The 12583-nt window shown below is 73.0% G+C and carries 13 protein-coding genes; 9 read left to right on the forward strand and 4 right to left on the reverse strand.

The window, feature by feature from the left end; genetic code table 11:
• Positions 1-99: 99 nt before the first annotated feature.
• On the reverse strand, positions 100-468 hold the full coding sequence (locus tag ISP_RS05725; protein WP_013223040.1) for a DoxX family protein: 369 nt from the start codon (positions 466-468) through the stop codon (positions 100-102).
• 79 nt (positions 469-547) lie between these two features.
• Here ISP_RS05725 and ISP_RS05730 point away from each other — a divergent pair, with 79 nt between their 5' ends.
• Both ISP_RS05730 and ISP_RS05735 read left to right on the forward strand, forming a co-directional pair.
• On the forward strand, positions 548-1627 hold the full coding sequence (locus ISP_RS05730) for a potassium channel family protein (protein WP_013223041.1): 1080 nt from the start codon (positions 548-550) through the stop codon (positions 1625-1627).
• An 81-nt stretch (positions 1628-1708) separates the two neighbouring features.
• Positions 1709-2143, forward strand: coding sequence for a hypothetical protein (locus ISP_RS05735; RefSeq protein WP_013223042.1), 435 nt, complete (start codon positions 1709-1711; stop codon positions 2141-2143).
• Here ISP_RS05735 and ISP_RS05740 read toward each other — a convergent pair.
• Positions 2136-3158, reverse strand: coding sequence for a neutral zinc metallopeptidase (locus tag ISP_RS05740; RefSeq protein WP_013223043.1), 1023 nt, complete (start codon positions 3156-3158; stop codon positions 2136-2138). The two genes, ISP_RS05735 and ISP_RS05740, sit on opposite strands and share 8 nt — an antisense overlap.
• A gap of 250 nt (positions 3159-3408) precedes the next feature.
• Between ISP_RS05740 and ISP_RS05745 the strand changes: the two genes are divergently transcribed.
• Genes ISP_RS05745 through ISP_RS05765 form a run of 5 tightly spaced genes read left to right on the forward strand, consistent with a single transcriptional unit; the run spans position 3409 to position 8676 of the window.
• Positions 3409-4605 (forward strand): membrane protein, encoded by a 1197-nt coding sequence (locus ISP_RS05745; protein ID WP_013223044.1) that lies wholly within the window; start codon positions 3409-3411, stop codon positions 4603-4605.
• Positions 4599-5240, forward strand: a complete 642-nt coding sequence (locus ISP_RS05750) for a DUF4129 domain-containing protein (protein ID WP_013223045.1) — start codon at positions 4599-4601, stop codon at positions 5238-5240. Before ISP_RS05745 ends, ISP_RS05750 begins: the two co-directional genes overlap by 7 nt.
• A gap of 34 nt (positions 5241-5274) precedes the next feature.
• Entirely contained in the window at positions 5275-6414 is a 1140-nt protein-coding gene (locus ISP_RS05755) for a DUF4350 domain-containing protein (protein ID WP_013223046.1), read from the forward strand.
• Entirely contained in the window at positions 6411-7382 is a 972-nt protein-coding gene (locus tag ISP_RS05760; RefSeq protein ID WP_013223047.1) for an AAA family ATPase, read from the forward strand. Before ISP_RS05755 ends, ISP_RS05760 begins: the two co-directional genes overlap by 4 nt.
• A 1-nt stretch (position 7383) precedes the next feature.
• Positions 7384-8676: a DUF58 domain-containing protein gene (locus ISP_RS05765; protein ID WP_013223048.1), complete on the forward strand. Its 1293-nt coding sequence runs from the start codon at positions 7384-7386 to the stop codon at positions 8674-8676.
• Between the two features lie 131 nt (positions 8677-8807).
• Here ISP_RS05765 and ISP_RS05770 read toward each other — a convergent pair whose 3' ends face one another.
• Positions 8808-9815, reverse strand: coding sequence for a stage II sporulation protein M (locus tag ISP_RS05770; protein ID WP_034286296.1), 1008 nt, complete (start codon positions 9813-9815; stop codon positions 8808-8810).
• Between the two features lie 34 nt (positions 9816-9849).
• On the opposite strand from ISP_RS05770, the gene ISP_RS05775 reads away from it, so the two are divergent.
• Together ISP_RS05775 and ISP_RS05780 are read left to right on the forward strand one after the other, a co-directional pair.
• Complete coding sequence (locus ISP_RS05775) at positions 9850-10800, forward strand: RDD family protein (protein WP_013223050.1); 951 nt, start codon at positions 9850-9852, stop codon at positions 10798-10800.
• 141 nt (positions 10801-10941) lie between these two features.
• Positions 10942-11310, forward strand: a complete 369-nt coding sequence (locus ISP_RS05780; protein ID WP_013223051.1) for a VOC family protein — start codon at positions 10942-10944, stop codon at positions 11308-11310.
• Between the two features lie 6 nt (positions 11311-11316).
• Here ISP_RS05780 and ISP_RS05785 read toward each other — a convergent pair whose 3' ends face one another.
• A complete protein-coding gene (locus ISP_RS05785; RefSeq protein ID WP_013223052.1) occupies positions 11317-12309 on the reverse strand; it encodes a neutral zinc metallopeptidase in 993 nt (330 codons plus the stop codon).
• Between the last annotated feature and the right edge of the window lie 274 nt (positions 12310-12583).

A 12583-nucleotide genomic window follows, 5' to 3' on the forward strand; every position in this document is an offset into this window, starting at 1 on the left:
GTCTGAGGCGTCGTGTCGACCCGTCAATCACGCGAGTCGACCCTTCGATCACGCGAGTCGACCCTTCGATCACGCGAGTCGACCGGCTGATCACGCGGGTCAGGCGTTGTCGCGGACCTTCAGGGCCCAGGCGATCAGGGGCCACTGCAACGGGAGGCGGGCCCAGGCCATTGCGCGGCGGGGGGCCGGGGCCTGGCGGGCGTCGACCGCCATTTTCACGTTGCCCGGGAAGACGCCCAGGAACAACAATGCCGCCGCCAGGCCGCCGAGGCGGCGGGTGCGGGGCGCCGCCACTGCGGCCGCGATGGTCAGCTCCGCCACGCCCGATCCGTACGTCCACGCCCGGCGCGAACCCGGCAGCGAAGCCGGGATCAGGCGGTCGAACGGCTTGGGGACGGCGAAGTGCAGGACGCCCATCGTGCCCAGCACGCCGGCGAGGAAGTGGGCGGGCCGTTGCGAGGTTGCCATGAAGTCATCGTTTCACGCGGCGGCGCGGTGTCCGGTTCGGCTATCCTCCGGGCGTGAGTGACGCTCGACACGAGCCAGCATGAAGGCCCTCAAACGGTTGCCGCTGGGCAGTCTCACCGATCGGCCCGACCACGAGCTCGTCGGTATCCTGCGGATGCCGGAACTGACGGTCAGCCCGCTCCGCGCGATCGTCAAGCGGATCATCGGCGCGCTGCTCGCGCTGCTGGCCACGGTGGTCATCGTCTACGTCGATCGCGACGGTTACCGCGACGCCAACGGCGACGGACTGTCCTTGCTGGACAGCCTGTACTACGCCACGGTCTCGCTGTCGACGACCGGCTACGGCGACATCGCGCCGGCCACGTCGTCCGCCCGGCTGGTGAACGTCCTGGTGATCACGCCGCTGCGGGTGCTCTTCCTCATCGTCCTGGTCGGGACCACCCTCGAGGTGCTCACCGAGCGCTCCCGCCAGGCGTTCAAGATCCAGAAGTGGAGGACGAAGGTGCGCGACCACACGGTCGTCGTCGGGTTCGGCACCAAGGGCCGGTCCGCCGTCAACGCGCTGCTCGGCGACGAGAACGTCGAACCGGGGCAGATCGTCGTCGTCGACACGGACCAGCAGGCCCTCGACGCGGCGAGCGCGCTCGGCCTCGTCGCCGTGCACGGTTCGGCCACCCGCTCCGACGTCCTGCGCGTCGCCGCCGTGCAGCACGCGCGCGCGGTCGTGGTCGCCCCGAACCGCGACGACACGGCGGTGCTCGTCACGCTCACCGCCCGCGAGCTGGCGCCCCAGGCGCACATCGTCGCGTCGGTGCGGGAGGCGGAGAACGTCCACCTGCTCAAGCAGTCCGGCGCCAACCAGGTCGTCGTCTCCAGCGAGACGGCCGGGCGGCTGCTCGGCATGGCGACGTCGACACCGCTGGTCGTGGACATCATGGAAGACCTGCTGACCCCCGAATCCGGCCTGGCGATCGCCGAGCGGGCGGTCGAGCCCTCGGAAGAGGGCGGGTCGCCGCGGCACCTCCCCGACCTCGTCCTCGGCCTGGTCCGCGACGGCGTCCTCTACCGCGTCGACGCCCCGCAGGCCGACGCCATCGAGCCGGGCGACAAGCTGCTGTACGTCAAGAAGGTGACGCAGGCGGAGAAGATCGAGCGCTGACCAGGGCACCTGGGTTTTGCCCGCGGGATCTGGAACCATGACCGGGTGCCCCCGCGACCTCTCGCCCTCAAGTGGCCCACGGTGGCGATCCCCGCCGCGGCGGGCGTGCTCGTCGTGCTGCTCGCCTGGCTGGCCGGGCCCGGGCTGCTCGGCATCAGCCACGACGTCCTCGGTGCGCCGGTGCAGGCGGAGGTGACCAAGCCGGCGCCGTGCGACCGGGCGGACGCCAAGGAAACCGTCAAGTTCACCGTCGCCGGGAAGGCCCGCGAAGGCACGCTCGACGGCTGCGGGCACGGCGCGGGCGAACGCGTCGAGGTCGCCGTGCCGGACGCGGTCCCGGACCAGGGCCAGGTCGCCGTCACCCTCGCGGACACGTCGATGGGCGCGTCGGACGCCCGGCGCCCGCTCGGGCTCGCGCTGCTGGTGTTCGCGTGCTTCTCCGGCGGGATGTTCGTCTACCTCTGGCTGAGCATCCCGCTGCGACCCAAAACCGCCAGGCCCAAAACCGCTAGCTGACCTCGGACGACGGCGCCGCGAAGGTGTTGCAGTCGGCGATCCGGTTGCTCGTCGCGCCCGCCCGCCACCAGGACGCGTAGTGCGCGTTCGTCCCGTGGTCGTGGCTGCGGGAGGTGTTGTCGCCGCGGGTTTCCTGGTCGTTCCAGGCCTTGTTGTACATGTCGCGGCTGACCGTGCCGCCCTGGTCGACGTGCGCGCCGAGGAACATCCCCGAGAAGCACTGGGCCTGCAGTTCCTTGCGCCGGGACATCTCGAGCCCGGCCGGGCTGTTCTGGCCGGCCTCGTAGATCTTCTGCCAGGCCGCGTCCATCAGCCCGGCGACCTCTTGCACGTGGTGGCCGTACTCGTGGGCGAACAGGGCCAGGTAGACGCCCGGGTTGTTGCCGTACTGGTCGGTCTGCAGGCCGCGGAACGGGACGTACAGGTTGTTTTCGCAGTAGTACGCCGCGGTCGCGATGCCGACCTGGATGGTGCCGCACTCGGTCTCGAAGCTCGCGCCGGTCGGGAAGTGCAGCGCCGGCGGCGTGAACGGCAGGTGGTAGGCCTCGAGGAACGGGCCCCACGCCGCGTCCAGGCACTTGCTGGCCGCGGTGAAGAACGCCTCTGCGCCCGCTTGGGTGCTCTGCCAGGCCGGCAGCGTGCAGACGCGGTTCTGCAGGCCGGCGTTCGGGTCCTGCAGGATCGGGTGGTCGGCCAGCTTGAGGATCTTCTGCGGCCCGGTCGGGCTGGGCGTCGACTCCTCGGCCGACGGGCTCGACGCCGACGCCGGGGCCCCCGCGCCGCCGGGCGGCAGCTGCTGCGGCGGGACGTCCTGCGACGACGGGACGTCGCGGAGGTTCGGGCTGGCCAGGGGGGTCTGATCGCGGTTGAGGGCCACGATCGCGACCAGGCCGAGCACCAGCACGGCGACCGCGCCGAGGCACACGCCGACCACCGCCGCCGGCGAACGGCGCCTCGGTGCGGCCACGGTGTGCGGGCGGCCGAGCCACGGAAGATCCGGTTGCGCATCCGGCACCGGCGGCGGCTGGACGGTTCCGCGGGGCGGTACCTGGCCGGGGGGCGGTTGCGTCACTAGGCAGTCCCGAAGGGTCTCGGTACGGACCGGGGGTACCCGATCCCACGATTCAGCATATCGGGGGAATGGGCCGTCTCGCACCCGTCCGTGCGCGTGGGGTCACGGCGCACGGACGTCACCCCAGGTCTGGCCGGGTGCAACCGGCTCTGAGAGAGTGTCGTCAAGCAGGTACTGCAGGCGAGGGGCTTCGATGACAGACACCGGTGGCGCGCCCGGCGGCGAGGGCGCCGACGCGCCGACTCCGAGCCAGGGCATCCCCCAGGCTCACGCCCCCGGATGGGGTGAGCCGAACCGGCCCGGAGATCACGCCGCGTCACCGGCGACGCCGCCGCGAGGCTGGCAGGCGCCGGACGCGCAGGCCACGCCGCCGACCCCACCGGCGACCCCGCCGCCGGGCTGGCAGCACGGGCCCGCCTACCGGCCGGACGCGCTGCCGCCGTTCACCGGGCAGCCGCAGCCGCAGTTCCAGCAGCCGCGCTGGAACCCGCACGGGCTCGGCAAGCCCGGCGTGATCGCGCTGCGGCCGCTCAACATCGGCGACATCCTCGACGGCGCGATCACGGCGATCCGCCGGCACGCGCTGCTGATACTCGGCATCGGCGCGGTGGTGGCGGTGCTCAGCGCCGCGATCACGTTCGTCCTGCAGAAGTACGTCCTCACCGACCTGCCGGGCTTCGCCTCGACGGCCGACCTCGGCCCCGCGGCGACCAAAACGGAGCTCCGCAACGCCCTCTTCGGCACCTTCGGCGACCTCTTCATCGTGCTGATCTCCTCGACGCTGGTCTCGACGTTCCTGCTGACCGTCACCACCGGCCTGATGGCCGCGGTGATGGGCCGCGCCGCGCTGGGCCGGGAGGTCACCTTCGGCATCGTCTGGCGCGAGGTGCAGCCGCGGCTGCTGCCGCTGCTCGGCGTCGCGTTCGGCTACGCGCTCTTGACCACCCTCGGCGTCATGCTCTGCATCTTCCCCGGCGTGGTCGCCTGGGTGTTCTGGGCGCTGGCCGCCCCGGCGCTGGTGCTCGAGCGCGGGACGTTCCGGGAGGCGTTCGCGCGGTCGGTCAAGCTGGTCAGCGGCGCCTTCTGGCGGGTGCTCGGCGTGCTGCTGCTGGCCCGGATCATCGGGTCGTTCTTCGAGAGCATCATCCAGCTGCCGTTCACCCTCGGCAGCGGCGTGTTCAGCCAGATGCTCAACCCGGCCAAGGTGACCGTGCCGAGCACCGGTGACCTGCTGCTGGCGTCGGCCGGGCAGATCATCGGCGGCACCATCTCGATCCCGTTCATCGCGCTGGTCACCGTGATCGTGTACCTCGACCAGCGGATGCGCCGCGAAGGCATGGACATCGAGCTGGCCCGCGCCGCGGGGGTCCAGCCGCCGCAGGCATGGTGATCTTCCGGCTCATCGACGTCCCGGTCGACATCGACCGGGACGCGGCCCGCCGCGCGGCCGAAGAGGAGCTGTCGGACCCGAAGTACCGCGACGCCCGGCCGGGCTTCCTGCAGCAGATCGGCCAGTGGCTCGGGGAGCAGCTGGAAAAGCTGCTGAACAGCCTGTCCTCGGACGTCCCCGGCGGGATCTTCGGGGTGGTGCTGCTCGTCGCGCTGCTGATCGTGCTCGTCGTGGTGATCCGGTTGCGCACGGGCAAGATGGCCGCCTCGGCGCGGGCCGGCAGCGTCGTCTTCGGCGGGCCGCGCAAGAACGCGAGCGACTACCGCCGGGCGGCCGAAGAAGCCGCTGCCGCTGGCCGGTTCGACGACGCCGTCCGCGATCGGTTCCGCGCCGTCGTGCGGGCCCTGGAGGAACGCGCGCTGCTCGACGCCCGCTCCGGCCGGACCGCGGACGAGGCCGCCGCCGAGGCCGGCCTGCTGCTGCCGAACGTCGCCGACCAGCTGCGGCAGGGTGCCCGGCTCTTCGACGACGTCCACTACGGAGGCCGCGAAGGCACCGAAGCGGCGTACCGCACGCTGACCGAGCTGGACGAGCGCTGCCGCCGTGAGCGACCGGTCGCCATGGCGGCCCCGTGATCACCGCCGACGTACTCTTTCCCGCGGAGGCGGCATGAGCACAGCGGTTTCGCCGGACCTGCGCCGGATCTGGCGCGGTGCCCGCATTCCCCTCGCGCTCCTCGCCCTGATCTTCATCGCCGGTGCGCTGCTCCTGCTCGGCCGCGGCGAGCAGGCCCACGGCGACCTCGAACCCGGCTCGTACGAACCCGGTGGCGCGCACGCCCTTGCGAAACTGCTGAAGAACCAGGGCGTCGACGTCCGGACCGTGCACACGATCGCCGAAGCGGACGCCGAAATCGGCGAAGACGCGACGCTGCTGGTCACCGCACCGGATCTGGCTCCGGCGAAGCGGTTCGACGCGCTGCGCGAGCGCGCCGCCGACGTCGTCCTGGTGACGCCGGGGGAGCGGACGCTGCACGATTCGCTGCCGCTGGTGCGCCAGGCCGGCCGCAGCGACGTCGGGACGTTGCCGCCGCAGTGCACGGTCGCCGCGGCGGTCGCGGCGGGCGAGGTCACCCTCGGCGGGATCGGCTACGCCTCGCCCGGTGCGCGCTCGTGCTACCCCGGCGAGGACGGCGGCGGCACGCTGCTGCAGCTCGCCGACGGCGGCGGCACGACGACGCTGCTCGGCTCCCCGGCACCGCTGACCAACGCGCGGCTCGCCGAACAGGGCAATGCGGCGCTGGGGCTGCGCCTGCTCGGCGCGCACCCGAAGCTCGTCTGGTACCTGCCGACCACGTCGGACCCGGCGCTCGACGGCTCCCGCCGGTCGATCTTCGACCTCATCCCGGACGGCTGGTACTTCGGGGCCGCGCAGGCGTTCGTCGCCGTCGCCCTGCTGGCGTTGTGGCGGGCCCGGCGGCTCGGCCCGGTGGTCACCGAGCCGCTGCCGATCGTCGTCCGCGCGGCCGAAACGGCCGAGGGCCGCGCCCGGCTGTACCGGCGGGCCAAGGCGGCCGGGCACGCGGGTGAGACGCTGCGGGAAGCGGCGCGCGGCCGGCTGCGGACCGCGCTGGGATTGCCGCGCGACGCCGACCCGGCGGCGCTGGTGGAGTCGGTCAGCACGCGGACCGGCCGGGCGGCCCAGGACGTCGGCGCGGTCCTCTACGGCCCGCCGGTACCGGACGATCCCGCGCTGGTCCGGCTGGCCGGCGAACTCGACCACGTGGAACGAGAGGCAGGGCGAACTTGACCAGCGGTACCGAGAACGCGACCGGGGCCCGCGACGCGCTGATCGCGTTGCGCGCCGAGGTCGGCAAGGCCGTCGTCGGCAACGAAGCCGCCGTCACCGGGCTGATCCTGGCGCTGCTCTGCCGGGGGCACGTGCTGCTCGAAGGCGTCCCGGGCGTGGCGAAGACGCTGCTCGTACGGGCGCTGGCGGCGGCGCTGGACCTGGAGACCACGCGCGTGCAGTTCACCCCGGACCTGATGCCCGGCGACGTCACCGGGTCGATCGTCTACGACGCGCACAGCGGCGAATTCTCCTTCCGCGAGGGGCCGGTGTTCACGAACCTGCTGCTCGCCGACGAGATCAACCGGACCCCGCCGAAGACGCAGTCGTCGCTGCTGGAGGCGATGGAGGAGCGGCAGGTCTCGATCGACGGCAAGTCGCGGCCGCTGCCCGACCCGTTCATCGTGATCGCCACCCAGAACCCGGTGGAGTACGAGGGCACCTACCCGCTGCCGGAGGCGCAGCTGGACCGGTTCCTGCTCAAGCTGACCATGCCGGCGCCCTCGCGCGAAGACGAGATCGGGATCCTGTGGCGGCACGCGCAGGGCTTCGACCCGCGCAACCTCGCGGCCGCGGGCCTGCGCGCGGTCGCCGGTGCCCCGGAACTCGCGGCGGCGCGCGAAGCCGTGGCCCGGGTGACGATCGGGCCCGAGGTGATCGGGTACGTCGTCGACCTGTGCCGGGCGACGCGGCAGCTGCCATCGGTGCGGATCGGCGTTTCCCCCCGCGGTGCCACGGCGTTGCTCGCGGTGACCCGGGCCTGGGCCTGGCTCGCCGGGCGCGACTACGCGACCCCCGACGACGTCAAGGCCCTCGCCCGGCCCGCGCTGCGGCACCGCCTGGACGTCCGGCCGGAGGCGGAACTCGAGGGCGTCACCGCGGACGGCGTGCTGGACCGCGTGCTCGCGTCCGTGCCCGTGCCGCGCTGACATGGCCGTCACCGGAAGGCTCGGGCTGCTGGCGCTGTTCGGCGCGCTGGTGGTCGGGCTGCTCCTGCCGTCGGGCACGGGGATGCTGGCGGTCGCCGCGGTGCTGCTGGTGCTCGTGGTCGTCGACCTGGTGCTGGCGGGAAGCGTGCGGGCGCTGACGTTTGCGCGCTCGGGCGACACTTCGGTCCGGCTCGGCGAGCCGTGCGAAGTGACGCTGGTGGTCGCGAACCCCGGAGGCCGGGCGGTGCGCGGGCAGCTGCGCGACGCGTGGCCGCCGAGCGCGGGCGCGTCCGACCGCCATTCCCTGCGCGTCCCGGCGGGGGAGCGGCGGGCGCTGGTGACGGCGTTGCGGCCGTCGCGGCGGGGTGACCGGACGGCGGCGCGGGTGACGGTCCGGTCGGTCGGGCCGCTGGGCTTGGCCGCCCGGCAGGGTTCGCACGAGGTCCCGTGGACGGTCCGCGTGCTGCCGCCGTTCCACAGCCGCAAGCACCTGCCGTCCCGGCTGGCGCGGCTGCAACAGCTCGACGGCCGCAACGCGGTGCTGATCCGGGGCCAGGGCACGGAATTCGACTCGCTGCGCGAGTACGTCATCGGCGACGACGTCCGGTCCATCGACTGGCGCGCGACCGCGCGGGCGCACGACGTCATGGTCCGGACCTGGCGCCCCGAGCGCGACCGGCACGTCGTGCTGGTGCTGGATACGGGCCGCGTCTCGGCGGGCCGGGTGGGCGACGCGCCCCGGCTCGACGCGGCGATGGACGCGGCGTTGCTGCTGGCCGCACTGGCTTCCCGGGCCGGCGACCGCGTCGACCTGCTGGCCTACGACCGGCGGTTGCGGGCGGCGGTGCAGGGATCGTCCGGAGCTTCATTGCTGACGTCGCTGGTGAACGCGATGGCGCCGCTCGAGCCGTCGCTGGTCGAGACGGACGCGCGCGGCATGATCGCGGAGGTGCTCCGGCGCACCCGCCGCCGGGCCCTGGTCGTGTTGCTGACCGGGCTGGACGCGGCGCCGCTGGAGGAAGGCCTGTTCCCGGTGCTGAGCTCGCTGACCGGCCGGCACGAGCTGGTCGTGGCGTCGGTGGCCGACCCCCGGGTGGCCCAGATGCTGGCGGCCCGCGGCGACGCGGAAGCGGTCTACGACGCGGCATCGGCGGCGCGCACGACGGCCGAACGCCTGCGGGTGACCGAGCGGCTGGTGCGGCACGGGGTGAGCGTGGTGGACGCGGTCCCGGAGGAGCTGCCGCCGGTGCTCGCGGACCGTTATCTGGCTTTGAAAGCCGCCGGACGGCTGTGATCGGACGGTCGACTCGCGTGATCAAAGGGTCGACACGCGTGATCCGGAGGTCGACACGATGCTTCGCCGTGTCGACCCGCCAATCACGCGTGTCGGCTCCCTGATCACGCGAGTTGACCCTTCCCGCACGCTCAGGCGGCTTCGGGCAGGGCGTCACCGGCGTCCCGGGCGTCGAGGTCGCCGACCTCGCCGTTCTTCGCCGCCCGGCGGCCGAGCGTGAAAACGTAGGCCAGGAAAGCGATTTCGGCCAGCGCGCCGATGCCGACGCGCAACCACGTCGGCCAGCCCGACGGGGTCACGAACGCCTCGATCACCCCGGACACGAACAGCACGCACGTCAGCCCGAGCGCCATCACCACCACCGACCGGCCCTGCTCGGCGAGCGCCGCCGTGCGCGAGCGGCGGCCCGGGTCGATCACCGTCCAGCCGAGCCGCAGGCCGGTGCCCGCCGCGACGAACACCGCCGTCAGCTCCAGGAGGCCGTGGGGGAGCAGGAGCCCGATCATCACGTCGCCGCGGCCGGCCGCGCTCATCGCGCCGATGATCAGTCCGGCGTTGAGCGAATTCAGCCAGAGCGCGCCGATCACCGGCAGGCCCAGCGCGACGCCGAGGAACAGGCAGGTCGCCGCCACCCACGCGTTGTTCGTCCAGACGCGCGTCGCGAAGGACGCCGCCGGCCCGGTCGAGTAGTAGTTCTCCGCCTGGCCGCCGGGCTTGGTCAGCTCGCTCAGCTCGGCCGGGGTACCCAGTGAGGCGCGCACGAGCGGATCGCGCGCGACCCAGATGGCGATCACCACCATCACCGCGATCGACGCGAGCGCGGCCGGGATCCACCAGCGCCGCGACAGGTAGACCGCGGCGGGGAACCGGTGCGTGAAGAAGCGGGCGACCTCGCGCCAGGCCGGGTTGTGCGACCCGGAAACCGCCGACCGGCCGCGGGCGACCAGATCGGACAGCCGGCCGAGCAGCGCCGGGTCGGGCGCGACCGACCGCACGATCGACAGGTGCGTCGCGGTCCGCTGGTAGAGCGTCACCAGCTCATCGGCTTCCGGCCCGGTCAGCTTGCCGCCGCGCCGGATCAGCTCGCCGAGCCGGGTCCACTCCGGCGCGTGCGCGGCGACGAAGACGTCCACATCCACACCGACCACCCTATCCGTCGATACGCTGGGCAGCGTGCACGAGGAATCGGAGCTGGTCACCGGCGAAGCGGTCGTCCTGGACCTGCGCGTGGCCAAGCTCGCCAGCCGCGCACTGGCGATGGCGCTGGACGTGCTCCTGCAGTTCGCGCTGCTGCTGGGGACGATCATGGTGCTCTCGATCGTGATGCCGGCCGCCGACGAATCGCTCGTCCTGACGGTGCTGCTGGTGTTCGTGGTGCTGATCATGGTCGGCTACCCGGTCGTGTTCGAGACGCTCTCGCGCGGCCGTTCGCTCGGCAAGATGGCGGTGGGCCTGCGGGTGGTGCGCGTCGACGGCGGCCCGATCCGGTTCCGGCACGCGCTGGTGCGCGGGCTGGCCGGCTTCGTCGTGGACTTCTGGGCGCTCGGGTTGTTCGGCGCGGTCGCGGTGATCGTGTCGCTGTGCTCGTCGAACGGCCGCCGCGTGGGCGATTTCCTGGCCGGGACGCTGGTGGTCCGCGAGCGCGTCCCGGCAGGCGCGGCGTACACGGCGGTCGGCATGCCGCCGGGCCTCGAGGGCTGGGCGGCGCAGCTCGACCTGACGCGCTTGCCGGACGACCTCGCGCTGGCGAGCCGCCAGTTCCTCGCCCGGTTCCGCGAGCTGCGGCCGGAGGCGGCGCAGGCGCTGGGCTGGGGGCTGGCGCAGCAGATGGGGAACGCGCTGGGCACGCCGGTACCGCCCGAGGTGCCGCCGTGGGCGTTCCTGGCCGCGGTGCTGGCGGAGCGGCGCAACCGCGACCAAGCCCGGGCGTTCCAGGCGTATGCGGCTCAGGGCCGGCCCGGCTATCCGCAGCCGCAGCCGGGGGCGCCTTGGCCGCCGGCGCAGTCCGGGCCGTCGGCGGGGGCGCACCCGGTCGGCGTCCGGCCCGCGGCGCAGCCGGAGCCGCCGACGCCGCCGTCCGGCACGCCGGTGCCCGTGGAGAACCCATTCACCCCGCCCAGCTGACGGGCCCTTCATTCGCAGACAGAGCCAGGTCGGCGATGAGCCGTGCCCGGTTCCGGGCGACGCCGTCTTGACTCATGTCAGGATCCTGACATATCGTGGTTGGTGTCAGGAACCTGACATGAAGAGAGAAGGAGCAGCACCATGCCCGTCACCGGCCCCGACTTCATCTCGCTCCAAGCGCGCGATCTCCCCGCGTCGCAGGCGTTCTACGAGAAGTACCTCGGCCTCGTCCGCTCGCCGGCCGGCCCGCCGCACGCCGTCGTCTTCGAGACGAAGCCGATCACGTTCGCCCTCCGCGACATCGTTCCCGGCACCGATCTCGCCTCGGTGGCCCAGCCCGGCATCGGGGCCGCGATCTGGCTCCACGCCACCGACGTCCAGGCCATTCACGACGCTCTAGCCGCCGACGGGCACACCATCGTCTCCGCGCCGATCGACGGTCCGTTCGGCCGGACGTTCACCTTCGCCGACCCCGACGGCTACCACGTCACGCTCCACGACCGCGGCTGACCGGCGCTACGAGACGTCCCCCGATGGCGAAAGCCACGTGTTGCACTGCTGGTTGCGGTTCTTGGAGGCACCGCGCTGCCACCAGCTGATGTTGTGCTTGGCGCTGCCGTGGTCGCGTTTGCCGTTGCGGGCGTAGTCGTCGCCGCGGTCCTGGGCGTTCCAGGCTTCGTCGTAGATGTTCTTGTCGACCGAGCCGCCGGAAACCGAGGCCGAGCCGAGGAACATGCCGGAGAAGCACTGCGCTTCGAGTTCCAGCCGCCGCGACAGCTCCAGGCCGGCCGCCGAGTCGGCGCCCGCGTCGTAGCGCTGGTTGGCGAACGCCTCCGTGATGCCGGCCAGGTTCTGCACGTGGTGGCCGTATTCGTGGGCCAGGATCGCCAGGTACGGGCCGGGGTGGTTGCCCCACACGTCGAGCTCGATCCGGTCCAGCGGCAGATAGATCGTGTTGTTCGCCGAGCAGTAGAACGGCGTGACGCCGGTGGTGGTGCCCCCGCTGCCGCACGGGGTCGACGATTCCGACAGCGACCGCGGCACCGAGAGGTTCGGCGTCCGGAACGGCAGGCCGACGGCGCCGAGCATGCGCGACCACATCGCGTCGAGGCAGCCGATGCCGGACTGGAAGAAGCGGGTGACGCTGCTCTGGTCGGTCGCCCAGCGGCTCAGCGAGCACGGGACGTTCTGCAGGCCGTAGTCCGCGCCACCGAAGAGCGGGTTGTCCCCGGTGGCCACGACCGAGCGCGGCCCGGCCGGGGGTTGCGAGGTCGGGTGTTGGGTGGTGCCGGTCGCGCTCGTGGCCGGTTCTCGCGTGGTCGGTTCTTCGGTCGAGGAGGTGGTCGCGGTGGTGCTCGCCTCGGTGGTGGTCTCGTCGGCGGTGGTCGGGTAGGTGCTGGAGTAGCCGGCGTCGGCGACGTGCCGCTGGCGGTTCCCGGACAGTGCAACGGCGGCGACGAGCCCACCCGCGACGGCGACGATCGCGAAGAGGGCGACCGCGACGATCACCCCGGCGTTCGACTTCTTGGCGACGTAGGGGGTGTAGCCGGGCGCGAACCGCGGCCCGAAGGAGGGCGGCCCGGCATAGCCCGGAGCGAAGCCGGGCGCCGGTGGTGGCAGAGGGGCCCGCGCGGGCGGCGGAAGGGGACGGCCGTACGGAGGGCGCGGCGGCTGCGGGACACCCGGCGCGGGCGCACCGCCGAGACCGGGCGGCTGTTGTGCGGGGGCTCCGAAGGGGTGGGGCGGCTGCTGGCCAGGCGCACCGGAGGGGTGGGGCGGCCCG

Source organism: Amycolatopsis mediterranei, assembly GCF_026017845.1.
GTDB classification, from domain to species: Bacteria; Actinomycetota; Actinomycetes; order Mycobacteriales; family Pseudonocardiaceae; genus Amycolatopsis; species Amycolatopsis mediterranei.